This window comes from Stenotrophomonas sp. Pemsol, assembly GCF_003586545.1.
In the GTDB taxonomy this organism is placed as follows: domain Bacteria; phylum Pseudomonadota; class Gammaproteobacteria; order Xanthomonadales; family Xanthomonadaceae; genus Stenotrophomonas; species Stenotrophomonas sepilia.
The window spans coordinates 3,544,025-3,567,364 of sequence record NZ_CP025780.1; the positions used below are offsets into that span (position 1 = coordinate 3,544,025).

A 23,340-nucleotide genomic window follows, 5' to 3' on the forward strand; every position below is an offset into this window, starting at 1 on the left:
GCGCCCGGCGCCGCTCTCCCCTGCCCTGATCAAATCGAGACGTACCGATGAGCAGCTACACCGCCCCGCTTTCCGACCTCCGTTTCGCCCTGCACGACGTGCTCAAGGTCGAACTCCTGTTCGCCCGCCTGGGCTTCACCGACGCCACCGCCGACGTGGTCGATGCCGTGCTGGAGGAAGCCGGCCGCTTCAGCGCCACCGTACTGGCCCCGCTCAACAGCGTCGGCGACGAGATCGGCTGCGTGCTCGACCAGGCCACCGGTGAAGTGACCACCCCGCCCGGCTTCAAGCAGGCCTACGACCAGTTCGTCGATGGCGGCTGGACCGGCCTGACCGCCTCGCCGGAGCTGGGCGGCCAGGGCCTGCCGCACACTCTGGGCGTGCCGCTGAACGAAATGATCAATGCCGCCAACCTGGCGTGGGGCAACTTCCCGCTGCTCTCCCACGGCGCCATCGAAGCACTGAAGCAGCACGGCGAGGCCTGGCAGCACGAGGCTTTCCTCAAGCCGCTGATCGAGGGCCGCTGGACCGGCACCATGTGCCTGACCGAACCGCACTGCGGTACCGACCTCGGCCTGCTCAAGACCAAGGCCGAGCCGAACGCCGATGGGAGCTATTCGATCACCGGCACCAAGATCTTCATCACCGCCGGCGAGCATGACCTGACCGGGAACATCGTGCACCTGGTGCTGGCCAAGCTGCCCGACGCTCCCCCGGGTGCCAAGGGCATCTCGCTGTTCGTCACCCCGAAGTTCAAGGTCGACCGCGACGGCAACGTCGGCGAGCGCAACGCACTGCGCTGCGGCTCGATCGAGCACAAGATGGGCATCAAGGGGTCGGTCACCTGCGTGATGAACTTCGATGGCGCGCAGGGCTACCTGGTCGGCCAGCCGCACAAGGGCCTGCAGGCGATGTTCACCATGATGAACACCGCGCGCCTGGGGGTCGGCCTGCAGGGCATCGGCCTGTCCGAGCGCGCCTACCAGAACGCGCTGAAGTACAGCCGTGAGCGCCTGCAGTCGCGCGCCCTGAGTGGTGCCAGGTTCCCGGACAAGCCGGCCGACCCGATCCTGGTCCACCCGGATGTGCGCCGCATGCTGCTGACGGTGAAGTCGCTGGTCGAAGGCAGCCGCCTGCTGGCGCTGCACGCCGCCACCCTCATCGACGTTGCCCACCATGCCGAGGATGCCGCTGAGCGCGAGCGCGCCGACACCCTGGTGAGCTTCCTGACCCCGATCTCGAAGGCCTGCCAGACCGAATGGGGCATCGAGAACACCTACAACGCCCTGCAGTGCTTCGGTGGCCACGGCTACATCCGCGAGCACGGCATGGAGCAGCTGGCCCGCGACGCCCGCATCACCACGCTGTATGAAGGCACTACCGGCATCCAGGCGCTGGACCTGATCGGCCGCAAGACCGCGTCCAGCCAGGGCGCCGGCCTGAAGCTGATGCTGGCCGAGATCGAAGCCTTCGCCAAGGAACACGAGGGCAACGAAGCGCTGGCCGAGTTCATTGGCCCGCTGCGCGCCAAGGCCGCCGAATGGGGCAAGCTGACGATGGATGTGCTCCAGCGCGCGGCCGGCAATCCGGACGAACTGGGCGCGGCCAGCTACGACTACCTGTTCTATTCGGGTTACGTGGTGCTGGCCTACTGGTGGGCCCGCAGCGTCGCCGCCGCCGACGCCAGCGCACACGGCGCCGCCTTCGCCCAGGGCAAGCGCGAGACCGCGCGGTTCTACTTCGCCCGTGTGCTGCCGCGCACGCTCAGCCACGCCGCTGCGATCCAGTCCGGCGCCGCCCCGCTGATGGCGATGGACGACGAGCGCTTCGGCGTCTGAGCCGGGCTGCCGCCCGGCACCGGTAGTGCGGGCCGCTGGCCGGCAACCGCAACAGCAACAGCTGCATCCCGGTGGATGGCGGGGCGGTGTGGGCTGGCAGGACACGCCGTAAACCCATCCATGGGGGCTCGATGGCGCCATCCATGGCGCCAACGGTCCTGCCACCCCACACCACCCCGCCTCTGACAGTTCCCCGCGAACTGCGTAGATCCACGCCATGCGTGGATGGTCCCCCCCCGAAATCCATCTGGAGAAGAGCCCCCTTTTGTTAAAGGGGGCGCGCCGACAGGCGCGGGGATTAGGAGGAATGCGCGGACCTGAATGTTGACGATTTGTGTATCGCCTGTCGGCGATACACAAATCGTCAACATTCAGGTATAAGCTGTTCTCCCGATGGAGACAGACACTACACGCTTGGGTCTGATCGAAGCCGGAGCTCCGTTTTCTGCTCCGGGCGCCGAAGCATCGCCCAACGCCACGACGCTGCATCGCCCCGGTTCGGTCCGGCTGCTCTCGCTTGATGCCCACGGACGCGTACTGGACTGGATCACCTGGCAGGATGCGGCCTGCCTCTACGCCCGCGAGGCAGTGGCCTGGACGCTCGGCGATCCCTGCCTGCACATCCACGGTGGCACCAACCGCTTCAGCGGCCTGCAGAGCGGCATGGACCTGCACCCGATCATCGCCGCCCGCGGCCACGCCCGCTCCCGCGCGATCGACCCCACGCCGAACCTGACCAATCAGGCCCTGTTCGCCCGCGACGCCCATCTGTGCATGTACTGCGGCCAGCAGTTCACCCGCCCGACGCTTACCCGCGACCATGTCATGCCGCTGTCCAAAGGTGGCCTGGACTGCTGGGAAAACGTGGTCACCGCGTGCTTCCACTGCAATTCGCGCAAGAGCGACCGCACCCCGCAGCAGGCCGGCATGCCCCTGCTGGCAGTGCCCTACCGGCCCAGCTGGATCGAGCACCTGATCCTGTCCAACCGCAACATCCTGGCCGACCAGATGGCCTTCCTGAAGGCGCAGTTGCCCAAGCGCTCGAAACTCAGCACCTGAACGCCCGAAAATGCAACCCTCACCGTCCTGTCACGGACGGCGGCGTTTGCTTGCCCCACCCCCGTTTGAGGGCGAAAATGGGCGTTCAGAAAAAGTGCGAACATGATGATCGACTCTGCCCGCTATCCCCGCCTCGCGCGCATCCAGACACCGGATGACCTGCGCACGTTCGACGAATCCGAATTGAGGGCGGTCGCCGACGAACTGCGCGCCTACCTCATCGAATCGGTGGGCAAGAGCGGAGGTCACTTCGCCGCCGGCCTGGGCGTTATCGAGCTCACCGTGGTCCTGCACTATCTGTACCAGACCCCGGTCGACCAGCTGGTGTGGGACGTCGGCCATCAGACCTACCCGCACAAGATCCTGACCGGCCGCCGCGACGAGATCCATACTGTCAAGCAGAAGGACGGTGTCGCGCCGTTCCCGAAGCGCGAGGAAAGCGAGTACGACACCTTCGGCGTCGGCCACTCCTCCACCTCGATCTCGGCCGCGCTCGGCATGGCCATCGCCCGCCAGTCCGAAGGCGACGACCGCAAGGTTGTGGCAGTGATCGGTGACGGCGCGATGACTGCCGGCATGGCATTTGAGGCGCTGATGCACGCCGGTGGCATGGAGCCGGAGCCGAACCTGCTGGTGATCCTCAACGACAACAACATGTCGATCTCCGAGGCAGTGGGCGGCCTGACCAAGATGCTGGGCCGAGCGACCGGCAACCGTACGCTCAACGCGCTGCGCGAAGGTGGCAAGAAGATCCTCGGTGACAAGAAGAACAACCCGGCGCGTTTCGTGAAGCGCTGGGAAGAACACTGGAAGGGCATGTTCGTGCCCTCCACGATGTTCGAGGAAATGGGCTTCCACTACACCGGCCCGATCGACGGCCACGACATGCCGGCCCTGTTGTCCACCCTGAAGACGCTGCGCGCCTCCAAGGGCCCGAAGCTGCTGCATGTGATGACCACCAAGGGCAAGGGCTACGAGCCGGCAGAAGGCGATCAGATCGGTTACCACGCCGTGGGCCCGTTCGATCCGGACAAGGGCCTGGTGGCCAAGGCCGGGGCCAAGAAGCCGACCTATACCGATGTATTCAGCGACTGGCTGTGCGATGCCGCCGCCGCCGAGCCGCGCCTCTACGGCATCACTCCGGCGATGCGCGAAGGCTCTGGCCTGGTGCGCTTCAGCAAGGAATACCCGCAGCGCTATTTCGACGTGGCGATCGCCGAGCAGCACGCGGTCACCCTCGCCGCCGGCATGGCCACCCAGGGTGGCAAGCCGGTGGTGGCGATCTACTCCACCTTCCTGCAGCGAGCGTACGACCAGCTGGTGCACGACGTGGCGATCCAGGATCTGGACGTGCTGTTTGCGATCGACCGCGCTGGCGTGGTCGGTCCGGACGGCGCGACCCACGCCGGCAACCTCGACCTCAGCTTCCTGCGCTGCGTGCCGAACATGGTGGTGATGGCACCCTCCAATGAAGCCGAGTGCCGGCAGATGCTCAGCACCGGCCTGCAGCACCCGGGTCCGGCGGCCGTGCGCTACCCGCGCGGTACGGGTACCGGCGTTGCGGCCGGCACCGACCTGTCGACCCTGCCGATCGGCAAGGGCGAGCTGCGCCTGCAGGGCAACCGCATCGCCCTGCTTGCCTTCGGCAGCACCGTGCCCGCCGCCGAGCAGGTCGGCCGCGAACTGGGCCTGAGCGTGGTCAACATGCGCTTCATCAAGCCACTGGATCGCGAGCTGGTGCTGACCATGGCCGCGCAGCACGAGGGCCTGGTCACGATCGAAGACAACGTCGTGGCCGGCGGTGCCGGTTCCGGTGTCGGTGAACTGCTCAATGCCGAAGGCGTGCTGCGTCCGATCCTGCACCTGGGCCTGCCCGACAGCTACCAGCACCACGCCAGCCGCGAGGACCTGCTGGCCGAAGCCGGTATCGATGCGGCCGGCATCCGCGCCGCCGTGCTCAAGCGTTGGCCACAGCTGGCCGCAGGCAGCCCACCGCTGAGCGCAGCGGGCTGAGGCCGATCAGGAATCCACGCATCACGGGAAGGTGCAGCCGAAGGCTCGCACCTTCCATGGTGGAAGCAGGTGGTTCCACGCCATGCGTGGATGGCCGGACCCCGCAGGCCTGCCCCGGCAGGCGCCCCACGCTCAACCGTAACTGACCGCTTCCACGAACGCCCCGCTGGCCTCCACGCGCACGGCGGCGCGCTGCCCGGTGTCGACGAAGTGCAGGCGGGCCAGGGTCTCGGCAAAGTCATAGGCTCGTGCGCCATCACGGAACTCGATCGGCTCCGGCCTATCCGGGTGCAGCACGCGCCACTGGCGCTGTTCGCATTGCAGGCGGATCAACATGCAGCTCACTCCTTGAGGCAGCGTATCGACGGCGGCGCGATGCTGATGCCGGCTACGGCAATCGACATCGGGAATCAGGGCACGCAAGGCGCCCTGATCACAGACGATACGGCGTTCAAAATGTGAGCTGTATCAGATTATTCTGATTTTCATGGGTTGAATCCGTAAAGCTCAGTTCACCTGGAACTGCGCCCTGCAGCCATCGCTCACCCAGATGCCGCGGCGATCCCAGCCCCAGCTCTGGCCTTCGATGCAGGCACTGCGCGAGTCCTGGCGGATCAGGCGCACGCCCCGGCGGATGCGGGCATCGCAGTACTCCTGCCGGTGGCCATTGGAATGGCAGGTAACCACATCGCCACCGCCCCATCCGTTGCCATTGCCCCAGCCGCCGCCATTGCCGCCCCAGCCGCCGCCGCGGCGGTATTCACCGACGAATTCGGCACGGCACCCCTGTGTGACCCAGACGCCGTTGCGCGACTGCCCCCAGGTCTCACCTTCCACACAGGGCGAACCGGACAACTGGCGGATCAGCCGCGCGCGGCCATCCAGGCGGCACTCGTTGCTGCGGTTCTTGACCGACTCGCAGCGCACGATGCCACTGCCATCGCGGCCGCCATAGCGGTCGTCGTCGTAGCCGTAGCCATAGCTCTGCGCCTGGGCGCCGCCGGCGGCCGCCAGCATCGGCAACAGGGTGCAGGCCAGGGTGCGCCAGGTGAGTGCCTTGCCCATCGAGATCTCCAGATGAATACGATGGCGCAAGCATCCGGGATTCACGGCCCGGCGCACAGAGGGAGGCGCGATGGCAGTTGTTCCCCCATTCAAACAACTCAACCGTGGCTGACTGCACTACGGGGGGGCTGGCGTCACTCTCCAACGTAAAGCGCGTCTACCGTGTTGCCAAGCGCCTCGACCCGCACCGTGCTGCGCTGGCCGGTGCGGCGGTGATGCTCCAGGGCCAGCGCGGCGGCGGCATCAAAGGCGTCGGCGCCCCGGGCGTAACCGGTGGTGTCGCTCACCTGCGGATGCAGTACGGACCAGCGCTGGGCATTGCATTGGACGGTGATGACCATCGGGAGGCTCCTGCGGATGAAAGGGTGCAGTGGCAGGCAGCGGGCCGCTTGCCGTTACACCATCAGGCTAGCGACCGCCTCCGGGATGGCCCATCAGATTTGTACGAAAATGCCGCGCCTTCGCGTCGGATCTTGGCTTTCCTCACATCCCTGAGTCCGTTTAGCCCGTTCATTCCGTGATCCTTGTCACGGAGTCAGGCTGGCTTCACACTACCGTCATCAACAGGGGCCCCTTCCACATGCGCACCTTCTTCTCACAGCAACGCTGGACGTTGCTGAAGTTCTATTTCGTGGCCAGCTATCTGATCCTGATCGAAGAGTTGATCCGCGCCGCCGTGCATTGAGCGCTTGCTGGCGAGCTATTTGCGACAGAAAATGTCGCTTTAGGCACGGAGCTCGCACATGAAGGTGCTTCTTCTGATCCCGGCCCTGCTGGCTCTGGCCGGCTGTGCCAGCCAGGACACGGCGACCGCGCGCGCTGATGCCGCTGAGGCGTCGCCAGCGACGCCGGTGGTGGGGGGCGACCGTGATGCGCACGGCTGTATCGGCTCTGCCGGGTATCAGTGGTGCGAACACAGCCAGCGCTGCGAGCGCCCCTGGGAGCTGGCGCAGGCGCAGGGCCTGGCCAACACGGCCGAGGCCATCGACGCGTACTGCGCCAAGCCCGCCAGCCCGGCGCGCAAGTGAGCACGCCCTGCCATGGCTGAGCTGACTCCCCTGCCCGATCTCGCCCGTGGCCGGTATCGCCACTTCAAGGGCGGCGACTACGAGGTGATCGACATCGTCCGCAGCAGCGAGACGTTGGAGCCGATGGTGCTTTATCGCGCACTCTATGGCGAAGGCGGCCTGTGGGTACGCCCCTACCCGATGTTCATCGAGCAGGTTCCGGGCGAACACGGCCCGCAGGCGCGCTTCGCTCGCATCGACGACTGATCCGGTGCGACCCGCAGTGACCCGGAGCTCACGATGAACCCCTATATCTACCTGGCCGCCGCCATCGTGCTGGAAGTGATTGCCACGTCGCTGCTGAAGGCCTCGGACGGCATGAGCCGGCTGTGGCCGACAGTGGGCGCGCTGATTGGCTATGGGCTGTGCTTCTACCTGCTGTCGGTCACCATGAAGTCGGTGCCGACCGGCATCGCCTATGCAATCTGGTCCGGCGTCGGCATTGTGCTGATCTCGCTGATCGGCCTGGTGGTGTTCAAGCAGCGGCTGGATGCACCGGCATTGATCGGGATCGGCCTGATCTGCGCCGGCGTACTGGTGATCAATCTGTTCTCGCGCAGCAGCGCGCACTGAAGACGCTGCTGCGCGAACGGCGCTAGCTGACCTTCTTCAGCTGACCTTCTTCGCCACGCTCATGCCGATCAGGAACAGCACCACGGCGATGATGATGCCTGCCCAGAACAGGAACTTGGCGATGCCCACGGCGGCGCCAGCGATGCCGCCGAAGCCCAGCACGCCCGCGATGATGCCGATGATGGCGAAGATGATGGCCCACTTGATCATGTCGATCCTTTCCCAGCAGGGAATGCAAACGGTGCGATCAGGCTAGGCCGCCACCGATGCGGCGCTCGTGAACGGGCCGCGTGTGCGGCGTGAATCAACGCGGCCGGAAGCGCAACAACGCCACGGCGAAAGCCAGGAACACGCTTCCCACCAGCCGCTCGAACCAGCGCCGTGCGAATGGCTTGGCGAGCCAACGGCGCAGGCCGTGACCACCGGCCGCATACATCACGTACCAGAACAGTTCGCAGGCCGCGAAGGTCGCCACCAGCACGCTGTACTGCACGGCCTGGCTGCGCGACGGGTCGACGAACTGTGGCAGGAACGCTGCGGCGAACAGCAGTAGTTTGGGATTGCTCAGGCCGACCCACAGGCCGCCGCGGAACACCGTTCCTGCGCCATGTACCGGCGCCAGTGTGACCTCGTCAGCATCGGCCACCGCGGGTGCGGGCCGGCAACTGTCGCGCCAGGCCTTGATGCCGAGCCAGGCCAGGTAGGCCACACCGAGATAGCGCAGCACCTCGAACAGCATGGGCGAGGAATGCAGCAGCGCACTCAGGCCCGCTGCGGAAGCCGCCAGCACAAGCAGCATCGCCAGCAGGCAGCCGGCCATGGCCGGCACGCTGCCGCGAAATCCCAGCCCGACGCTGCGGCCAAGGATGTGCAGCATGTTGGGCCCAGGCGTCCCGCACAGCACGAAGACCGTGGCCAGGAACCACCACCAGGTATGCAGGGCCATATCGGGCGTCCACTTCAGAACATCCAACCAGCATAGAGTGCGCCGGCCTGGCGCGGCACACACAGTGCAGCATGGATGCGGTGGTTACAGAGGCAGGCTCAGGCCGCGAGCGCGTCGCGCCGTACCAGTACCTGGTCGATCAGGCCCCATTCGCATGCCTGCTCGGCGCTCATGAACCGATCGCGGTCCAGGGTCTGTTCGACCTCCTCGAAACTGCGTCCGCAATGCCGCGCATACAGCTGGGTGATGCGCTGCTTGGTGCGCTGCATCTCCTCGGCGTGGATGAAGATGTCCGAAGCCTGGCCCTGCACCCCGCCCAGCGGCTGGTGCACATGCAGGCTGGCATTGGCCAGCGCCGCGCGGTGACCCGGCTCGCCGGCCATCAGCAGGAACGAACCCATCGACCGCGCGGTGCCCATGCACAGCGTATGCACCGGGGCCGAGATGTATTGCATCGTGTCGTACATCGCCAGGCCGCTGGAGATCACCCCACCCGGCGAATTGATGTACAGATGGATCGGCTTCTCCGGATTTTCAGATTCAAGGAACAGCAGTTGCGCGCAGACCAGCGCCGATACGGTGTCATCGACTTCGCCGTTGAGAAAGATGATGCGCTCGCGCAGGAGCCGCGAGTAGATGTCATAGGAGCGCTCACCGCGCTCGCTGCGTTCCACCACCATCGGTACCAGCTGCATTCTGTCCCGCATGTGCCTGCTCCCTGTAGCGTTCGATCCAGGCGCCGGCTCACGCCGCGCGCATCACCGTGCGATGGTCATCGTTGGACGCCGGCGGTATCAGCGCGCGCCGGTCGGTGAGCCGATGCACGATGGTCAGCACCGTTCCCCCATCCTCATCACCGCGCAGCCGGAAACATACCAGGCTGTGCAGATGTGGGGGCTGTGCGTCGCGCAAGCGGAATCCGAGCTCCCGCCCCTCCTCGAACAGGCAGGGCTTTGGATCGGCAAGATCGGCGGCAGGCAACCAGCGCTCACGCAGTGCCGGATCGAACAGTGCGCGCCAGACCCGTTCCGGTGGCGCAGGCAACCGCTGCTCCATCACCAGCGCGGGAGCCGCTTCCTTCAGAACATCGTCCATCAGTCCATCTCCTCCAGCAGGTTCTGCAGTGCGGACATCCGCGCCGGCCAGTAGGCCCGGTAACGCTGCAGCCAGCGTCCGATGTGGGCCAGCCCGCGCGGATCGACTTCATAGTGGACGAAGCGCCCCTGGCGCTGCTCACGCACCAGCCCTGCATCGCGCAGCACTGCCAGGTGCTGGGACATCGCAGACTGGCTGATCGCAATGCCCTCGCGCAGCGCGCTGGCATGCCGCCCGCCATCGGCCAGCTTTTCGAAGATGTGGCGGCGGGTGGGGTCAGCCAGCGCCTTGAACAGGGCGTTCTCGATCATGATCAACACATTAGCAGTCACTAATGTATCGTGCAACTGCCACAGCTGCTGTGCTGCAATGACGGCTTCCTGGCATGGAGCAGTGCATGAAGACCCTTGGCCTGATCGGCGGCATGAGCTGGGAAAGCTCGGCGCAGTACTACCGGCTCATCAACGAGGCGGTGCGGAATCGCCTCGGTGGCGCGCATTCGGCGCAACTGCTGCTGTGGTCGGTGGATTTCGCCGGCATCAAGCAGTTGCAGCACGACGGTCAGTGGGATGTGCTGGGCAACCACATGCTCGATGCCGCGCGGCGACTGCAGGCCGGTGGCGCCGAGCTGCTGGTGATCTGCACCAACACCATGCATATGCTGGCCGGCCGGATCGAAGCCGAATGCCCGCTGCCCCTGCTGCATATCGCCGACCCGACCGCCACGGCGATCCTGCAGGCAGGCATCCGCAAGGTGGGACTGCTCGGCACCGCCTTCACCATGGAGCAGGCGTTCTACCGCGACCGGCTGCAGGACCGCTTCGGGCTGCAGGTACTGGTTCCGGAGGCTGATGATCGCCGCTGCGTGCACGACATCATCTACCAGGAGCTGATCGCCGGCGTGGCCAGCGAGCACTCGCGGCAGGTGTACGCCGGCGTGATTGCGCGGCTGGTCGCGCGCGGCGCCGAAGCGATCATCCTCGGCTGTACCGAGATCATGCTGCTGGTGCGCCCCGAGGACAGTGCGGTGCCGTTGTTCGACACGACCACCCTGCACGCGCTTGCGGCGGTGGACGCTGCGCTGGCCTGACCGCGCGCAGCGTCAGCCTTCGCCCTGGACTTCCAGTGCGGTGATCAGCCAGTCGACCACAGCCTGCGAATCACACAGGAAGAAGATGGCATCGCCCGAACGCGCTTCGGTCAGCAGCCGATAGACGGTAATCGCCACCGCCGACTGGTTGGCGATGAACACCTCCGGGCTGCGCGGCCCTTCGCTGTGGCCGGCCACGGCGTGCAACGCCTTGCGCGCAGCCACGGTGGCGGGCGGGTCTGCGCTGCGGGTCAGTTCCGGCCCGCGCAGGCCCCACGCAATGAACACATGCTTGCCCTTGAACGTGGTGTCCAGGACACGCACCTGCCCGGCCTCTGCGCCAGCCGAGCGATGAATGACGGTACTGCTGATCAACGCAACCCCCTGTGGTCGTCGTGGTCCGCGCATCCTCCTCCGCAAGCCGGCTGCACGCCAGTGACGGCAGCCACAGGCTGCGCCGGCATGCGTGGGAGACATGTAAGAAGGTGTAAGCCGATGCGATCGGATGTGCCGCGATGATAAGGGATGTATGGCCCTGCATGGGCCGGTGCGCACTACTAAATCCCCACTGAGCCAGCGCCGGAACGATCCGTTCCGACGGCCTCGGGCTGGTCCATTCTTGCGGCCCATTCCCCCTGCCGAGGCTCTCCATGACCCATCGCCTGTTGCCGCCCATTGCCACCTCCGCCCTGGCCCTGCTGCTGGTGGCCACCACGGTGGCCGCCCAGGACTACGACAGCGATCACATTCCGCCGCTGCGTTGCGAGTCGCAGTTCAACAAGACCCAGCAGTGCCCGATCGAAGGCCGCATGCGCATGGCCAGGCAGCTGTCGGTCACCCGCTGCGTCGAGGACCAGAACTGGGGCCAGAGCCGCCGCATGCTCTGGGTCACCGAAGGCTGCCGCGCTGAGTTCGTGGCAGACGAACAGGGACGCGGCCGCTGGCCGGGGCGCGGCCGGGATCGTGATCGGGATGACGACGGCGAGCGCCTGGTCTGCGAGTCCTACGAGCAGAAGGACAAGGAATGCCGCATCCGGGTGCGCCATGAAGTGCGCCTGGTCAAGCAGAAGTCGGTGACGCCGTGCGTCGAGGACCGCAACTGGGGCTGGGACCGCCGCGGGGTGTGGGTCAGCGACGGCTGCCGTGCCGAGTTCCGCGTGTATTGACTGCCGACCACACGCTGGCTTTGGCGGATACGCAGACACGGCCGACGTGATCGATGGACTGGGCGCATCCAGTCCAGGAGCCTGCGATGGCACCACCCGATCCTTCCTCGACGATGCTGCATATCCGCGAGGTGATGCCCGCCTCGGGTTTCATCGACAGCGGCATCGTGCATGGATTGGACGAAGGCGATCCGGAGCTGATCTACCGCTTTTCCGGCAGCTGATCGAGATACGTGGTCACCTTTGCGTCCAGCAGGTCCATCAACACCGGATCCATGCAGCGATAGTCGTCGGGGATGTCCAGGCAATGCAGGCGCTTGTGTTCCAGCAGGCGCGCGTACGCGGCCCGCAGGCGATGCTGGTGCTTGGCCTCCATCACGAAGATGACATCGGCCCAGCGGATATCCGCCGGGCCGATGGGGCGTCGTGCGTGCGGGCTGGTGCCGGCCGACAGCGCGTTGAAGCCGGGCCGCCGTCGCCACATGGCTTCGGCGGTCGGGCTCCGCAGCTGGTTGCGGCTGCAGACGAACAGCAGGTTGATCATTCCTGTTCCTGCAGTTGCCGGGCGCTGAGGACCGGATAGGTGAAGCCCAGCTGGCGTGCACGCGCGAGCTTGGCATCGCGCGTATACAACAGCTTCCAGCTCTTCTCGGGCTTGTAGCGGTAGGCGGTCGTGGCGCGGTCGCCACCACGATTGCGGGCCTGGCTGCGACGCCAGGCACGGTTTCTTGCAGATTCCATGATGTGTTCTCGTGAGTACCGGGTTCAGCAGCCGCGGTAGTACGAGTGGCGCGCAGCATACACCGCACGCACAAAAAAGCCCACGCATCGCTGCGCGGGCTTCTTGATTCATCACAGTGGTCGGGACGGCCGGATTCGAACCGACGACCCTCTGCCCCCCAGGCATCGTTCCAGATAGGCCCATCCCGTTGATCTGTAAGGGTTTCAGGCCTTCGCAGGGCATCCCAAAAGTGCAAATTGCGCCCCAATCCGATCAATCACTTACGAGCCGATAGGGTGCATATGGCGGCTCTACCCGACGCCATCCGAACGGCGGCGATGCGATCCCCCCTTCAGCCAATTCCCCTTCCCTGTCCCGCCAATCGAGGATCTTCTCCGGGTGCTCCCCGCCGCGCCCCGTATCTAGCGCCCCACGGCCAGCATCCCCTTCCTCGGCGAGCGTACATGCAGCGGATCGCGACGAGCCTAGGCAGGTGTCACGAACTGCTGCCCGTCGGCGTCCTTGCTTCGGGTGGGGCGATTCCGGCCCCACAGATACCCGAAAAGGACCCATTAAAATGAATCGAGCGAACTGGTTCGTAGTCTCTCCCGAGGGCGCCAAAGCCGTGGGGCAACTGCATCACTTTGTGACCGCGGGCACCTCTCTGCCGCCGAAACTGGTGCATCTGGTGTTTTTGCGTGTGTCGCAGCTAAACGGCTGCGCCCACTGCATCGACATTCATACCCGTGATCTGCTTAAGGAAGGCATGCCGTTCGACACCATCGCTCTCCTACCTGTTTGGCACGAGGCCGCCTATCTATTCTCGGAACAAGAGCGCGCCGCACTGGCATGGGCAGAGGAAGTGACGCTCGTGAGCGAAACCCATGCATCTGATGAGGCGTACGAAAAAGTAGCCGCAGTATTCGGCGAGAAAGACCTGGTCGACCTCACGCTCACCATTGCGGCCATGAACGCGATCAACCGGATGGGCGTGAGCTTCAGATTGAAGCCCCGCGCCAAGCCCGCTGCGGAGAAGTAGCGTACGGCACGCCGGAGATCGTCCTGGCTTTGTCCGGGCCGAGGCGCTCGTAGGAACCATCGGTGGCCTACTCACCGCAAGGAACGGGCGGAGCAAGCCCCGCCCACATAGTGCCTTAACCCTGGACTTCCGCCCGGAAGGCAATCTCAATCAGCTGCTCGGGGAAGGCCAACGCCGAGACCCCGATCAGGTTGCTGGCCACCTGCGGCACCGGCTGGCCATACACGGCCGGCCGGACTTTGCTACTGGCCGCGAAAGCGGCCGGAACGTCGATGACGAACAGCGTTTCCTCGACCACGTCCGCGATCGACCCACCCAGCTCTGCCAGCAGCACCTGCGCGTTCTCGTAGGTGCGCCTCATCTGGGCTTCCATGGTGTCGAAGTTGGCGGGCTTGCCGTCGGCCCCCAGCTCCGCCGGCGCAACCAGCTCGCCCTGCGGCGTGTGCGAGAGCTGGCCGGACACGAAGATCGTGTTGTTGACGCGGACGGCCTGTACGTACCCGTAGGCCGATTCCCACGGCACTCCGAAGCTGGCGGTCTTTCGATTGGTAGCGTTCATCATTGCTCTCTCTGGTGAAAGGGCAAGTGTGGCAAGCATTTTGAGTCGACCGCCTCCCCTGAACGGGGGATCAGATTCGAGCGCGGGACAGCTGCTCTCTACCTGCCTTGACCCACGCCTTCATCGGATCCCTCGCCCTGGGCTTGGTCTCCTTCGGCGGTTGGCGCGGTTCCAGCGCTTCCTTGATCCGCGCCAGTTCCAACCGCCCGGCCTCGGCCAGACGCCGGGCCTGTTGCTGCTGCTCACGGGTTGGCGGCAGGCCTGGCAGCGGCGGCTCGGGCTGGATCGGAGTGCTGTCGGTCAGCCGGGCGACCGCCTGGCGCAGGGGAAGATCGGGATACAGCCTGGCCGCGCACCAGCGCCCGGCGTACCGCTTCGCCTGCCGGACGTTGGCCGCGCGCACTTCCTTCACCTGCCACATCTTCTGGCCTTCCATCCATAGCCGGCCCCCGGGACCACCGTCGGGCGTGACGCTGGCCGTCTCGCGGCCGTTGTACCAAAGCGCCCAGCGCTCGCCGGTCTGGACCCAGCCAGAGGGGATTGGGGCGGTGCGGAAGCCGTGGGAAGAACGCATGGCCGGAAGGATACGGCTGGTGACGGTGAAGTTTGCCGACGTGCGCGACGGCCACCTGTGGGTAGTGCCGTCGAAAACCGAGGGCTCGACGAACGTTCGACTACAGATCGCCGTGGCCGGGCCGCTGCTCGACCTGCTGGCCAGGTGCCGCGATGACGTGGTTTCGCCGTTCGTGATCCACCGCCTGCCGGAAAAGGCCAGGCCCAGCGACAAGCGCGCGAAGGACCGAGCGCACCACACGCAGGTGCTGCCCGAGCAGCTGTCGCGTGCGTTCGCAAAGGCACGCGATGCTGCCGGCGTGGGTGGCGAAGCACCGCCAACATTCCATGAGATCCGCAGCCTGGGCGGTGCGCTGCTGCGCGATGCGGGCTGGACCACGGAACAGATTCAAGCGCTGATGGGACACGGCAACGCGTCGATGACTGAGCATTACCTGGGTGGCCATGAAGCGCCGTGGCAGCCGGTCACCACGGGTATCGCGCTACCTCGATAGGGTGGCGATAGGGGGGTAATAGGGTGCACAACGAAAAAGGGCCTGCACCGCATGGCGCAAGCCCTTGTTCTATCGCTGCTTTTGGTCGGGACGGCCGGATTCGAACCGACGACCCTCTGCCCCCCAGGCAGATGCGCTACCAGGCTGCGCTACGCCCCGACTGATGCTGCGATGTGCCCGCCAGTGCGGCGGGCCGTGAAGTATAGCGGATTACGATGGAAATTGGATCAGCGGCGCAGCAACTGCAGCACTTCTTCCAGCTCCATGCGCACCTGCTTGATGATCTGGTTGCTCAGCGCCGATTCCTCGCGGGCATCGGGACCATCCAGGCGCAGGCGTGCACCACCGATGGTGTAGCCCTGTTCGTACAGCAGGCTGCGGATCTGCCGCACCATCAGCACGTCATGGCGCTGGTAGTAGCGGCGGTTGCCTCGGCGCTTGGCCGGCTCAAGGCTGGGAAACTCGGTTTCCCAGTAGCGCAGGACGTGCGGCTTGACGTCGCACAGCTCGCTGACCTCACCGATGGTGAAGTAGCGCTTGGCCGGGATCGGCGGTAGTTCGCGATTACTGCCCGGATCCAGCATAAGCTTCCACCCTCTCCTTGAGCTTCTGGCCCGGACGGAAGGTGACCACCGTACGGGCGGAAATCGGAATTTCCTCGCCGGTCTTCGGGTTGCGACCCGGGCGCTGGTTCTTGCGCCGCAGATCGAAATTACCGAAGCCCGACAGCTTCACCTGACGTCCCTGTTCCAATGCTTCACGCAGCACATCGAAAAACGCGTCGACGAATTCCTTGGCTTCCCGCTTGTTCAGACCGACTTCGTCGAACAGCTTTTCCGCCATCTCCGCCTTGGTCAATGCCATTGCCTGCTACCCCCGAGTGCCGCCCGCTCAGCCGCGGATCCGGGCGTGGTGTTCACGCTCGATGGCAGTGACCGCCTCGGCCACCACCGCATCCACGTCGCGGTCCGTCAGAGTGCGCGACTTGTCCTGCAAAATCAAGCCCATAGCGAGACTCTTGAATCCCGGCTCGACGCCCTGGCCGACGTAACGGTCGAACAGGTTCAGGTCGCGCAGCAGCGGGCCGGCGGCCTGGCGCACGGTCGCCGCCAGATCGGCCCAGGCCACCTGTTCAGGCACCAGGAACGCCAGGTCGCGACGCACCGCCGGGAAGCGCGACAGCTCGCCGGCACGTGGCAGGCGACGGGCGGTCAGCGGTTCCAGATCCAGCTCGAAGGCGTAGACATCGGCCTCGATATCCATCGCCTTGGCCAGACGCGGGTGGATCTGGCCGATCCAGCCGATCGCCACGCCATCGCGGTACACCTCGGCCGACCGCGCCGGGTGGCCGTAGGCACGGGCCGACGGGCGGAACTCCAGTACCGCACCACTGGCAGCCGCCAGCGATTCCAGGTCGCCCTTCAGATCATGGAAGTCGACCTTGCGAGTCGGCAGGCCCCACTGCACCGCCTGCGCGTCACCGCAGACAGCTGCCGCCACGCGCGGCGTTTCCAGCGGTGCCGGTTGGCCATCTCCGGCCTGCTGGGCGAACACGCGGCCGAGCTCGAACAGGCGCACGCGGCCGAGCTGGCGGGCGGCGTTGCGGCCCAGTGTGGCGACCAGGCCCGGCAGCAGCGACGGACGCATTACCGCCAGTTCGGCCGACAGTGGATTGGCCAGTGGCACCAGGCCGTCGCGCAGCTGCCACTGGGCCAGCAGCGCATCGTCGACGAAGGCGAAATTGACGGTTTCCTGCTGGTCACGGGCGATCAGCTGGCGGCGCACGCTCAGCGCGTCCAGCTGGGTCTCGCTCGGCATCGCCACGCGGGCGGCACCGCCCGGCAGCGTGGTCGGGATCTGCTCGTAACCGTGGATGCGGGCCAGCTCTTCGATCAGGTCTTCTTCAATGGCGATGTCGAAGCGGCGGCTCGGCGCGACCACCTGCCAGCCGTCGGCAGCAGCAACCACGTCCATGCCCAGCGCGCGCAGGATGCGCTCGACTTCCGCATCGTCGATGGTGATGCCGAGCACGCGGGTGATGCGGGCGCGGCGCAGCACGATGGTTGCCGGCTGCGGCAGATCGGCTTCACGCACGGCCTCGGTAACCGGCGCCGGGGTGCCGCCCGCCAGGTCCAGCACCAGGCGAGTGGCGTACTCGATCGCGATGCGCGGCAGCGCCGGATCGACGCCGCGCTCGAAGCGGTGGCCGGCATCGGTGTGCAGGCCCAGCTTGCGGCCACGGCCCATGATCGCAGCCGGCGCGAAGTGCGCGGCTTCCAGGAACACGGCGGTGGTTGCGTCGGTGACACGGGTGTCGAAGCCGCCCATCAGGCCAGCCAGGCCGATCGCACGATCGGCGTCGGTGACCACCAGGAAGCTGTCGTCCAGCGCGGCATCGCGGCCGTCCAGCAGCTTCAGCGTCTCGCCCGCGCGCGAACGGCGCACGGCAATGCTGCCCTGCAGGGTGCCGAGGTCGTAGGCATGCATCGGCTGACCCAGCTCCAGCATCACATACTGGGTGATGTCGACCAGCAGCGAGACCGGACGCACGCCACTGCGGCGCAGGCGCTCGGCCATCCACAACGGAGTCTTGGCGGCGGCGTTGACGCCCTCGATGACACGGCCCAGGTAACGCGGCGCTTCGGCGCCGGCGTCGAGCTGGATGCTCAGCTCACGGCTGCCGACTGCCGGAATGGCCTCGGCAGCGAAGTCCAGCACTTCGCTGCGGGTGGCGGCGGCGACGTCATAGGCGATGCCGCGCAGGCTGAAGCAGTCGGCGCGGTTCGGGGTCAGCTTGATCTCGATGCTGGCGTCCGGCAGGCCCAGGTAGTCGACCAGGGCCTGGCCGACCGGCGCGTCATCGGGCAGCTCCAGCAGGCCGGAGGCATCGTTGTCCAGGCCCAGCTCCTTGGCCGAGCACAGCATGCCGTTGGACTCGACGCCGCGCAGCTTGGCCGGCTTTATCTTCAGCTCGCCGATCTGCGCACCCACCATGGCCAGCGGCGCGACCAGGCCCGGGCGCGCGTTCGGTGCGCCGCAGACGATCTGCAGCAGTTCGCCCTGCCCGGCATCGACCCTGCACACCTGCAGGCGATCAGCTTCGGGATGGCGCACGGCCTCGACGATGCGCGCCACGACCACGTGATCGAGGCCTTCGCCCAGCGCGGTCACTTCTTCCACTTCCAGGCCGATGGCGGTCAGCACTGCACTCAGTTCATCGCGCGAGGCGCCGGTCGGGACATGGCTGCGCAGCCAGTTTTCGGAGAATTTCATGGTGTCACCCTGGTGGGCCCGGCGCATGCGCCTGGGCCTGCGAATTTAGGAGCAGCCGAGCATGGCTCGGCTCTACATGGTTGCGGCTTACGCGAACTGTTTCAGGAATCGCACGTCGTTCTCGAAGAACGCGCGCAGATCGTTGACGCCGTAACGAAGCATCGCGAAACGCTCCACGCCCATGCCGAACGCGAAGCCGGTGTAGCGCTCCGGATCGATGCCGACGTTGCGCAGCACGTTCGGATGGACCATGCCGCAGCCCAGCACTTCCAGCCAGCGGGTGCTGCCGTCGGGCTGCTGCCAGGCAATGTCCACTTCCGCGCCCGGCTCCACGAACGGGAAATAGCTGGGGCGGAAGCGCATCTCGAAGTCGCGCTCGAAGAACGCGCGCACGAACTCGGCCAGCGTGCCCTTCAGGTCGGCGAAGGTCGAATGCTCGTCCACCAGCAGGCCTTCCACCTGGTGGAACATCGGCGAATGGGTCTGGTCGCTGTCGCTGCGGTACACCTTGCCGGCGGCGATCATGCGCAGTGGCGGCGCGTGGTCGCCCATGTAGCGCACCTGCACGCCGGAGGTGTGCGTGCGCAGCAGGCGGCCGTCGCCGAAGTAGAAGGTGTCGTGCATGGCGCGCGCCGGATGGTGCGGCGGGAAGTTCAGCGCCTCGAAATTGTGCCAGTCGTCCTCGATCTCCGGCCCTTCCGACAGCTCGTAGCCCAGCCGGCCGAAGATGCCGGTGATGCGCTCCAGGGTGCGGGTGATCGGGTGCAGGCCGGCACGGTCGCCGTTGCGGCCCGGCAGGGTGATGTCGATGGCTTCGGCGGCCAGGCGCGCATCCAGCGCCGCGTCCTCCAGCAGCGCCTTGCGCTCGCCCAGCGCGCGGGTCAGCGCGTCGCGGGCCTGGTTGATCGCTTCACCAGCGACCTTGCGCTCGTCCGCCGGCAGGGCGCCGAGCTGCTTGAGCTGCGAGGTGATGCTGCCACTCTTGCCAAGCAGGGCCACGCGCAGCTGTTCCAGCACGTCGGGACTCTGTGCGGCGGCCACATCGGCCAGCGCCTGGGTGGTGAGGGATTGGATGTCGCTCATGGGGGGCCGGAACTCCAGTCGATCTGCCATCGCGATGCGCGAAGGGCCGACCCCTGTCGCCACCGCCGTCCCCGCGCTGCCGCCATGGCCTCGCCGGAACCCAAAAAAGAATGGGGAAGGACTTGCGCCCTTCCCCATGCATTGCCTTGACCTGACACCGTTCCGAGTGAACGGTTACGGCATCGGGAAGGACTTATGCCGCCAGCGCGCCCTTGGCCTTTTCGGCCAGCGCAGCAAAACCGGCTGCGTCGTGCACGGCGATGTCAGCCAGGACCTTGCGATCCAGGGTGATGCCAGCCTTCAGCAGGCCGTTCATGAAGCGGCTGTAGCTCAGGCCGTTGATGCGGGCAGCCGCATTGATACGGGTGATCCACAGCGAACGGAAGTTGCGCTTCTTCTGCTTACGGCCGATGTAGGCGTACTGCTGTGCCTTGATGACCGCCTGCTTGGCGACGCGGAAGACCTTGCGACGGGCGTTGTAATAGCCCTTGGCGAGATCCAGAATCTTCTTGTGGCGGCGACGCGCCTGTACGCCACGCTTAACTCGTGCCATTTTTCAGTTCCTCAGAGGTAAGGGAGCATGCGGTCCAGACGGCCTGCGTCTTCTGCACGGACATGGCCCGTCTGACGCAGATTACGCTTACGCTTGGTCGCTTTCTTCGTGAGGATGTGGCTACGGTTGGCGTGGCCGCACTTGTACTTGCCCGAGGCGGTCTTGCGGAAACGCTTGGCCGCTGCCCGGTTGGTCTTGATCTTGGGCATTGCAATGTCCTTGATGGGATATGACCCTGGTTTCTGACTGATCTGGCGGCGGCCTGGGCCGCTCTTTCCGTCCTGCCATGATCGGCGTACGACCCGTCCTGGGTGGGTCGAGCCGGGCATGATACAGGCAAAACCGCCCTGCCACCAGCCCCTGCAGCCCTTTCGCCGGCACTTCACCGGCATCCTGCAAAAGCAAAGGGACGCCAGCGGCGTCCCTTTATCCTGAACCATTCAGCCAGGCGCCCCGGAAGGCGGCCCGTCCGGCCTCAGGTCTTCTTCTTCGGCGCGATCATCATGACCATCTGACGCCCTTCCAGGCGCGGACGGGATTCAATGACGATGTCCTCGCCCAGATCGGCCTCGATCCGGTTGGCCATTTCACGACCCAGTTCCTGGTGGCTCATTTCACGGCCACGGAAGCGGATGTTGACCTTGATCTTGTCGCCTTCTTCAAGGAACCCGCGCATCTTGCGCAGCTTGATCTGGTAGTCGCCCTCGTCCGTGACCGGACGGAACTTCACTTCCTTGATCTCGACCTGCTTGGTCTTCTTCTTGGCCTCGCTGGCCTTCTTCTGCGCTTCGAACTTGAACTTGCCGAAGTCCATGATCTTGCAGACCGGCGGATCGGCCTGCGGCTGGATCTCGACCAGGTCCAGGCCTTCATCTTCGGCCATGGACAGCGCTTCGTCGCGCGACAACACGCCGATCATTTCTCCGTCACTGCCGATCACGCGGACGCGCGGCACACGGATTTCCTGATTCTTGCGGTTCTGTTTGTTGTCAGGGGTGCTGATATTACGTTCTCCCAAGGGTATCGAACCGGTCCGGGTGCCTGTGCGCCCGGACCGGACCTTTGCTTACGCGCCCTCGGCCTGGAGCCGCTCGATGAAGGCCTGCAGGCTCATGCTGCCCAGGTCTTCGCCAGAACGCGTACGCACCGCCACAGCCCCATTCTCCTTCTCGCGGTCACCGATGACCAGCAGGTAGGGCACGCGCTGCAACGTATGCTCGCGGATTTTATAGCCGATCTTCTCGTTACGCAAATCCGAGCTGACGCGGAAGCCTTGCTCCGCAAGGGTTTTGGTCACGCCCGAGACGTAGTCGGCCTGGGCGTCGGTGATGTTGGCCACCACCACCTGGGTCGGTGCCAGCCAGGCCGGGAACTGGCCGGCATGGTGCTCGATCAGGATGCCCAGGAAGCGCTCCATCGAGCCGACGATGGCGCGGTGCAGCATGACCGGGTGCTTCTTCTGGCTGTTCTCGTCCACGTACTCGGCGCCCAGGCGGCCCGGCATCATGAAGTCGACCTGCATGGTGCCCAGCTGCCAGGTACGGCCGATCGCGTCCTTCAGGTGGTACTCGATCTTCGGGCCGTAGAAGGCACCCTCGCCCGGCAGCTCCTGCCATTCCACGCCACAGGCGGTCAGCGCCGAGCGCAGCGCGCCTTCGGCCTTGTCCCAGGTGGCGTCGTCACCCAGGCGCGACTCCGGACGCAGCGCGATCTTGATCTGGATCTCGTCGAAGCCGAAGTGCCGGTAAACCGCCAGCGCCTGCTGGTGGAAGGCCGTCACTTCCGACTCGATCTGGTTTTCCGTGCAGAACACGTGGCCGTCGTCCTGGGTGAAACCACGCACGCGCAGGATGCCGTGCAGCGCGCCGGACGGCTCGTTGCGGTGGCAGGAACCGAACTCACCGTAGCGGATCGGCAGGTCGCGGTAGCTGTGCAGGCCCTGGTTGAACACCTGGATGTGGCCCGGGCAGTTCATCGGCTTGACCGCGTACGTGCGCTTCTCCGATTCGGTGAAGAACATGTTGTCCTGGTAGTTGTCCCAGTGGCCGGACTTCTTCCACAGGCTCACGTCCAGGATCTGCGGGCAGCGCACTTCGCCGTAGCCGCTGCTGCGGTAGACCTTGCGCATGTACTGCTCGACCACCTGCCACAGTGCCCAGCCCTTCGGGTGCCAGAACACCAGGCCCGGGGCTTCTTCCTGCAGGTGGAACAGGTCCTGCTGCTTGCCGATGCGGCGGTGGTCGCGCATCTCGGCTTCCTCGATGCGCTTGATGTACGCCTCCAGCTGCTTCTTGTCAGCCCAGGCGGTGCCGTAGATGCGCTGCAGCTGCTCGTTCTGCGCGTCGCCGCGCCAGTAGGCGCCGGAGATGCGGGTCAGCTTGAAGGCCTTCAGGAAGCGCGTGTTCGGCACGTGCGGGCCCCGGCACATGTCCACGTATTCCTGGTGGTAGTACATGCCCATCGCCTGGATGTCGTCGGACATGTCTTCGATCAGGCGCAGCTTGTAGTCCTCGCCACGGGCCTTGAAGATCTCGATCACCTCGGCGCGCGGCGTCATCTTCTTGATGACGTCGTAGTCCTGGGCGATCAGTTCACCCATGCGCTTCTCGATCGCGGCCATGTCGTCCGGCGTGAACGGGCGCTCGGAATAGATGTCGTAGTAGAAGCCCTCGGCGATCACCGGGCCGATCACCATCTTCACGTCCGGGTACAGCTGCTTGACGGCGTGGCCGACCAGGTGGGCGCAGGAGTGGCGGATGATCTCCACGCCCTCCTCGTCCTTGGCGGTGATGATGCGCAGGCTGGCATCGTGGTCGATGACGTCGCTGGCATCGACCAGCACGCCATCGACGGAACCGGCGATGGTGGCCTTGGCCAGGCCGGCACCGATCGACTGGGCGACGTCCATGACGCTGACGGGATTTTCGAACTCGCGGCGGCTGCCGTCGGGAAGGGTAATGTTGATCATCGCAGTGGCTTCGTGCGGGGCCCGCGGGGCGGGCTGGAAAGCGTTCCCGGGCCGCGGCCCGGGCAATAAAAAAGCGCCGCGAGGGCGCCTGGAACACAGGGCCTTCGGGGGCAGGTCAACAGTGGGCGGTGGTAGTACTCATGTCGCACGCTCGGCCGGCGCTGG

General features: G+C 65.8%; 32 protein-coding genes and 1 tRNA gene. 11 read left to right on the forward strand and 22 right to left on the reverse strand.

The annotated features are described in order from the left end of the window. Window positions 1-47: 47 nt before the first annotated feature. The 3 genes from PEM_RS16275 to dxs all read left to right on the forward strand — a co-directional run bounded on the left by PEM_RS16275 (window position 48) and on the right by dxs (window position 4,910). A complete protein-coding gene (locus PEM_RS16275; RefSeq protein WP_111128628.1) occupies window positions 48-1,838 on the forward strand; it encodes an acyl-CoA dehydrogenase C-terminal domain-containing protein in 1,791 nt (596 codons plus the stop codon). Between the two features lie 393 nt (window positions 1,839-2,231). Then, on the forward strand, window positions 2,232-2,897 hold the full coding sequence (locus PEM_RS16280; protein ID WP_032954353.1) for an HNH endonuclease: 666 nt from the start codon (window positions 2,232-2,234) through the stop codon (window positions 2,895-2,897). A 105-nt stretch (window positions 2,898-3,002) separates the two neighbouring features. Further along, window positions 3,003-4,910 carry a 1-deoxy-D-xylulose-5-phosphate synthase gene (dxs, locus tag PEM_RS16285; RefSeq protein WP_119706170.1) on the forward strand — a complete coding sequence of 636 codons (1,908 nt, stop codon included), beginning with the start codon at window positions 3,003-3,005 and terminating at the stop codon, window positions 4,908-4,910. A 132-nt stretch (window positions 4,911-5,042) separates the two neighbouring features. Here the strand turns inward: dxs and PEM_RS16290 are convergent, their stop codons facing one another. The 3 genes from PEM_RS16290 to PEM_RS16300 form a co-directional block, all read right to left on the reverse strand. After that, window positions 5,043-5,246 (reverse strand): hypothetical protein, encoded by a 204-nt coding sequence (locus tag PEM_RS16290; RefSeq protein ID WP_005417823.1) that lies wholly within the window; start codon window positions 5,244-5,246, stop codon window positions 5,043-5,045. A gap of 171 nt (window positions 5,247-5,417) precedes the next feature. Then, the gene (locus PEM_RS16295) at window positions 5,418-5,975 is read right to left on the reverse strand and encodes a DUF3011 domain-containing protein (protein ID WP_005417825.1); all 558 of its coding nucleotides are present in this window, start codon (window positions 5,973-5,975) and stop codon (window positions 5,418-5,420) included. A 134-nt stretch (window positions 5,976-6,109) separates the two neighbouring features. Next, complete coding sequence (locus tag PEM_RS16300; protein WP_005417826.1) at window positions 6,110-6,316, reverse strand: hypothetical protein; 207 nt, start codon at window positions 6,314-6,316, stop codon at window positions 6,110-6,112. Between the two features lie 402 nt (window positions 6,317-6,718). Between PEM_RS16300 and PEM_RS16305 the strand changes: the two genes are divergently transcribed. From PEM_RS16305 to PEM_RS16315, 3 genes are read left to right on the forward strand one after another with little or no spacing between them, the layout of a single operon-like run. Then, the gene (locus PEM_RS16305) at window positions 6,719-7,003 is read left to right on the forward strand and encodes a hypothetical protein (RefSeq protein ID WP_065196609.1); all 285 of its coding nucleotides are present in this window, start codon (window positions 6,719-6,721) and stop codon (window positions 7,001-7,003) included. Between the two features lie 12 nt (window positions 7,004-7,015). Then, a complete protein-coding gene (locus tag PEM_RS16310; protein ID WP_005417832.1) occupies window positions 7,016-7,249 on the forward strand; it encodes a DUF1653 domain-containing protein in 234 nt (77 codons plus the stop codon). A gap of 33 nt (window positions 7,250-7,282) precedes the next feature. Then, window positions 7,283-7,615: an SMR family transporter gene (locus PEM_RS16315; RefSeq protein ID WP_111127794.1), complete on the forward strand. Its 333-nt coding sequence runs from the start codon at window positions 7,283-7,285 to the stop codon at window positions 7,613-7,615. Window positions 7,616-7,651: 36 nt separating this feature from the next. On the opposite strand, the gene PEM_RS16320 is transcribed toward PEM_RS16315, so the two are convergent. From PEM_RS16320 to PEM_RS16340, 5 genes are all read right to left on the reverse strand, one after another. Continuing rightward, complete coding sequence (locus PEM_RS16320; RefSeq protein ID WP_005417836.1) at window positions 7,652-7,825, reverse strand: DUF1328 domain-containing protein; 174 nt, start codon at window positions 7,823-7,825, stop codon at window positions 7,652-7,654. A 94-nt stretch (window positions 7,826-7,919) separates the two neighbouring features. Further along, complete coding sequence (locus tag PEM_RS16325) at window positions 7,920-8,561, reverse strand: LysE family translocator (protein WP_005417837.1); 642 nt, start codon at window positions 8,559-8,561, stop codon at window positions 7,920-7,922. A 98-nt stretch (window positions 8,562-8,659) separates the two neighbouring features. Beyond that, window positions 8,660-9,268 carry an ATP-dependent Clp protease proteolytic subunit gene (locus PEM_RS16330; RefSeq protein WP_005417839.1) on the reverse strand — a complete coding sequence of 203 codons (609 nt, stop codon included), beginning with the start codon at window positions 9,266-9,268 and terminating at the stop codon, window positions 8,660-8,662. Window positions 9,269-9,305: 37 nt separating this feature from the next. After that, entirely contained in the window at window positions 9,306-9,656 is a 351-nt protein-coding gene (locus tag PEM_RS16335) for a polyketide cyclase (RefSeq protein WP_053499234.1), read from the reverse strand. Continuing rightward, on the reverse strand, window positions 9,656-9,967 hold the full coding sequence (locus PEM_RS16340) for a metalloregulator ArsR/SmtB family transcription factor (RefSeq protein WP_005417843.1): 312 nt from the start codon (window positions 9,965-9,967) through the stop codon (window positions 9,656-9,658). Before PEM_RS16340 ends, PEM_RS16335 begins: the two co-directional genes overlap by 1 nt. Before the next feature lie 86 nt (window positions 9,968-10,053). On the opposite strand from PEM_RS16340, the gene PEM_RS16345 reads away from it, so the two are divergent. Beyond that, window positions 10,054-10,746, forward strand: coding sequence for an aspartate/glutamate racemase family protein (locus PEM_RS16345; protein ID WP_111127796.1), 693 nt, complete (start codon window positions 10,054-10,056; stop codon window positions 10,744-10,746). A gap of 12 nt (window positions 10,747-10,758) precedes the next feature. Here PEM_RS16345 and PEM_RS16350 read toward each other — a convergent pair whose 3' ends face one another. Further along, a complete protein-coding gene (locus PEM_RS16350) occupies window positions 10,759-11,154 on the reverse strand; it encodes a hypothetical protein (RefSeq protein WP_061478088.1) in 396 nt (131 codons plus the stop codon). 242 nt (window positions 11,155-11,396) lie between these two features. On the opposite strand from PEM_RS16350, the gene PEM_RS16355 reads away from it, so the two are divergent. Together PEM_RS16355 and PEM_RS20355 are read left to right on the forward strand one after the other, a co-directional pair. Next, the gene (locus PEM_RS16355; RefSeq protein WP_005417847.1) at window positions 11,397-11,912 is read left to right on the forward strand and encodes a DUF3011 domain-containing protein; all 516 of its coding nucleotides are present in this window, start codon (window positions 11,397-11,399) and stop codon (window positions 11,910-11,912) included. Between the two features lie 86 nt (window positions 11,913-11,998). Beyond that, a complete protein-coding gene (locus tag PEM_RS20355) occupies window positions 11,999-12,136 on the forward strand; it encodes a hypothetical protein (RefSeq protein WP_005417849.1) in 138 nt (45 codons plus the stop codon). On the opposite strand, the gene PEM_RS16360 is transcribed toward PEM_RS20355, so the two are convergent. Both PEM_RS16360 and PEM_RS16365 read right to left on the reverse strand, forming a co-directional pair. Continuing rightward, the gene (locus PEM_RS16360) at window positions 12,115-12,456 is read right to left on the reverse strand and encodes a hypothetical protein (protein WP_005417852.1); all 342 of its coding nucleotides are present in this window, start codon (window positions 12,454-12,456) and stop codon (window positions 12,115-12,117) included. The genes PEM_RS20355 and PEM_RS16360 overlap by 22 nt on opposite strands. Beyond that, window positions 12,453-12,653: a hypothetical protein gene (locus PEM_RS16365; protein WP_005417854.1), complete on the reverse strand. Its 201-nt coding sequence runs from the start codon at window positions 12,651-12,653 to the stop codon at window positions 12,453-12,455. The genes PEM_RS16360 and PEM_RS16365 overlap by 4 nt, the downstream gene beginning before the upstream one ends. 557 nt (window positions 12,654-13,210) lie before the next feature. Between PEM_RS16365 and PEM_RS16375 the strand changes: the two genes are divergently transcribed. Then, window positions 13,211-13,672, forward strand: a complete 462-nt coding sequence (locus PEM_RS16375) for a carboxymuconolactone decarboxylase family protein (protein WP_019660562.1) — start codon at window positions 13,211-13,213, stop codon at window positions 13,670-13,672. 115 nt (window positions 13,673-13,787) lie between these two features. Here the strand turns inward: PEM_RS16375 and PEM_RS16380 are convergent, their stop codons facing one another. Together PEM_RS16380 and PEM_RS16385 are read right to left on the reverse strand one after the other, a co-directional pair. Beyond that, window positions 13,788-14,231, reverse strand: coding sequence for a Rid family hydrolase (locus PEM_RS16380; protein WP_005417857.1), 444 nt, complete (start codon window positions 14,229-14,231; stop codon window positions 13,788-13,790). A gap of 70 nt (window positions 14,232-14,301) precedes the next feature. Continuing rightward, on the reverse strand, window positions 14,302-14,805 hold the full coding sequence (locus PEM_RS16385) for a hypothetical protein (RefSeq protein WP_181453223.1): 504 nt from the start codon (window positions 14,803-14,805) through the stop codon (window positions 14,302-14,304). Between PEM_RS16385 and PEM_RS16390 the strand changes: the two genes are divergently transcribed. Beyond that, complete coding sequence (locus PEM_RS16390; RefSeq protein ID WP_240431557.1) at window positions 14,699-15,298, forward strand: tyrosine-type recombinase/integrase; 600 nt, start codon at window positions 14,699-14,701, stop codon at window positions 15,296-15,298. The two genes, PEM_RS16385 and PEM_RS16390, sit on opposite strands and share 107 nt — an antisense overlap. A gap of 82 nt (window positions 15,299-15,380) precedes the next feature. On the opposite strand, the gene PEM_RS16395 is transcribed toward PEM_RS16390, so the two are convergent. The 9 genes from PEM_RS16395 to thrS form a co-directional block, all read right to left on the reverse strand. Next, a tRNA-Pro gene (locus PEM_RS16395) sits at window positions 15,381-15,457 on the reverse strand. Between the two features lie 68 nt (window positions 15,458-15,525). Continuing rightward, window positions 15,526-15,882: a MerR family transcriptional regulator gene (locus PEM_RS16400; RefSeq protein WP_005410431.1), complete on the reverse strand. Its 357-nt coding sequence runs from the start codon at window positions 15,880-15,882 to the stop codon at window positions 15,526-15,528. After that, window positions 15,863-16,162 (reverse strand): integration host factor subunit alpha, encoded by a 300-nt coding sequence (locus PEM_RS16405; protein ID WP_005410432.1) that lies wholly within the window; start codon window positions 16,160-16,162, stop codon window positions 15,863-15,865. The genes PEM_RS16400 and PEM_RS16405 overlap by 20 nt, the downstream gene beginning before the upstream one ends. Window positions 16,163-16,189: 27 nt before the next feature. Then, window positions 16,190-18,571, reverse strand: coding sequence for a phenylalanine--tRNA ligase subunit beta (gene pheT, locus PEM_RS16410; protein WP_005417863.1), 2,382 nt, complete (start codon window positions 18,569-18,571; stop codon window positions 16,190-16,192). A gap of 87 nt (window positions 18,572-18,658) precedes the next feature. Next, window positions 18,659-19,654, reverse strand: a complete 996-nt coding sequence (locus PEM_RS16415) for a phenylalanine--tRNA ligase subunit alpha (protein ID WP_111127797.1) — start codon at window positions 19,652-19,654, stop codon at window positions 18,659-18,661. A 193-nt stretch (window positions 19,655-19,847) separates the two neighbouring features. Then, the gene (rplT, locus tag PEM_RS16420; RefSeq protein WP_005410435.1) at window positions 19,848-20,207 is read right to left on the reverse strand and encodes a 50S ribosomal protein L20; all 360 of its coding nucleotides are present in this window, start codon (window positions 20,205-20,207) and stop codon (window positions 19,848-19,850) included. 11 nt (window positions 20,208-20,218) lie between these two features. Further along, window positions 20,219-20,416: a 50S ribosomal protein L35 gene (gene rpmI / locus PEM_RS16425; RefSeq protein ID WP_005410436.1), complete on the reverse strand. Its 198-nt coding sequence runs from the start codon at window positions 20,414-20,416 to the stop codon at window positions 20,219-20,221. Between the two features lie 266 nt (window positions 20,417-20,682). Beyond that, on the reverse strand, window positions 20,683-21,210 hold the full coding sequence (infC, locus tag PEM_RS16430; RefSeq protein ID WP_072169143.1) for a translation initiation factor IF-3: 528 nt from the start codon (window positions 21,208-21,210) through the stop codon (window positions 20,683-20,685). A gap of 63 nt (window positions 21,211-21,273) precedes the next feature. Next, a complete protein-coding gene (thrS, locus tag PEM_RS16435; RefSeq protein WP_005417872.1) occupies window positions 21,274-23,175 on the reverse strand; it encodes a threonine--tRNA ligase in 1,902 nt (633 codons plus the stop codon). Window positions 23,176-23,340: the final 165 nt, after the last annotated feature.

Coding starts and splice junctions, on each gene's coding strand:
- PEM_RS16275 (WP_111128628.1), top strand. CDS start 48: ATGAGCAGCTACACCGCCCCGCTTTCCGACCTCCGTTTCGCCCTGCAC.
- PEM_RS16280 (WP_032954353.1), top strand. CDS start 2,232: ATGGAGACAGACACTACACGCTTGGGTCTGATCGAAGCCGGAGCTCCG.
- dxs (WP_119706170.1), top strand. CDS start 3,003: ATGATCGACTCTGCCCGCTATCCCCGCCTCGCGCGCATCCAGACACCG.
- PEM_RS16290 (WP_005417823.1), bottom strand. CDS start 5,246: ATGTTGATCCGCCTGCAATGCGAACAGCGCCAGTGGCGCGTGCTGCAC.
- PEM_RS16295 (WP_005417825.1), bottom strand. CDS start 5,975: ATGGGCAAGGCACTCACCTGGCGCACCCTGGCCTGCACCCTGTTGCCG.
- PEM_RS16300 (WP_005417826.1), bottom strand. CDS start 6,316: ATGGTCATCACCGTCCAATGCAATGCCCAGCGCTGGTCCGTACTGCAT.
- PEM_RS16305 (WP_065196609.1), top strand. CDS start 6,719: ATGAAGGTGCTTCTTCTGATCCCGGCCCTGCTGGCTCTGGCCGGCTGT.
- PEM_RS16310 (WP_005417832.1), top strand. CDS start 7,016: ATGGCTGAGCTGACTCCCCTGCCCGATCTCGCCCGTGGCCGGTATCGC.
- PEM_RS16315 (WP_111127794.1), top strand. CDS start 7,283: ATGAACCCCTATATCTACCTGGCCGCCGCCATCGTGCTGGAAGTGATT.
- PEM_RS16320 (WP_005417836.1), bottom strand. CDS start 7,825: ATGATCAAGTGGGCCATCATCTTCGCCATCATCGGCATCATCGCGGGC.
- PEM_RS16325 (WP_005417837.1), bottom strand. CDS start 8,561: ATGGCCCTGCATACCTGGTGGTGGTTCCTGGCCACGGTCTTCGTGCTG.
- PEM_RS16330 (WP_005417839.1), bottom strand. CDS start 9,268: ATGCGGGACAGAATGCAGCTGGTACCGATGGTGGTGGAACGCAGCGAG.
- PEM_RS16335 (WP_053499234.1), bottom strand. CDS start 9,656: ATGGACGATGTTCTGAAGGAAGCGGCTCCCGCGCTGGTGATGGAGCAG.
- PEM_RS16340 (WP_005417843.1), bottom strand. CDS start 9,967: ATGATCGAGAACGCCCTGTTCAAGGCGCTGGCTGACCCCACCCGCCGC.
- PEM_RS16345 (WP_111127796.1), top strand. CDS start 10,054: ATGAAGACCCTTGGCCTGATCGGCGGCATGAGCTGGGAAAGCTCGGCG.
- PEM_RS16350 (WP_061478088.1), bottom strand. CDS start 11,154: ATGCGCGGACCACGACGACCACAGGGGGTTGCGTTGATCAGCAGTACC.
- PEM_RS16355 (WP_005417847.1), top strand. CDS start 11,397: ATGACCCATCGCCTGTTGCCGCCCATTGCCACCTCCGCCCTGGCCCTG.
- PEM_RS20355 (WP_005417849.1), top strand. CDS start 11,999: ATGGCACCACCCGATCCTTCCTCGACGATGCTGCATATCCGCGAGGTG.
- PEM_RS16360 (WP_005417852.1), bottom strand. CDS start 12,456: ATGATCAACCTGCTGTTCGTCTGCAGCCGCAACCAGCTGCGGAGCCCG.
- PEM_RS16365 (WP_005417854.1), bottom strand. CDS start 12,653: ATGGAATCTGCAAGAAACCGTGCCTGGCGTCGCAGCCAGGCCCGCAAT.
- PEM_RS16375 (WP_019660562.1), top strand. CDS start 13,211: ATGAATCGAGCGAACTGGTTCGTAGTCTCTCCCGAGGGCGCCAAAGCC.
- PEM_RS16380 (WP_005417857.1), bottom strand. CDS start 14,231: ATGAACGCTACCAATCGAAAGACCGCCAGCTTCGGAGTGCCGTGGGAA.
- PEM_RS16385 (WP_181453223.1), bottom strand. CDS start 14,805: ATGCGTTCTTCCCACGGCTTCCGCACCGCCCCAATCCCCTCTGGCTGG.
- PEM_RS16400 (WP_005410431.1), bottom strand. CDS start 15,882: ATGCTGGATCCGGGCAGTAATCGCGAACTACCGCCGATCCCGGCCAAG.
- PEM_RS16405 (WP_005410432.1), bottom strand. CDS start 16,162: ATGGCATTGACCAAGGCGGAGATGGCGGAAAAGCTGTTCGACGAAGTC.
- pheT (WP_005417863.1), bottom strand. CDS start 18,571: ATGAAATTCTCCGAAAACTGGCTGCGCAGCCATGTCCCGACCGGCGCC.
- PEM_RS16415 (WP_111127797.1), bottom strand. CDS start 19,654: ATGAGCGACATCCAATCCCTCACCACCCAGGCGCTGGCCGATGTGGCC.
- rplT (WP_005410435.1), bottom strand. CDS start 20,207: ATGGCACGAGTTAAGCGTGGCGTACAGGCGCGTCGCCGCCACAAGAAG.
- rpmI (WP_005410436.1), bottom strand. CDS start 20,416: ATGCCCAAGATCAAGACCAACCGGGCAGCGGCCAAGCGTTTCCGCAAG.
- thrS (WP_005417872.1), bottom strand. CDS start 23,175: ATGATCAACATTACCCTTCCCGACGGCAGCCGCCGCGAGTTCGAAAAT.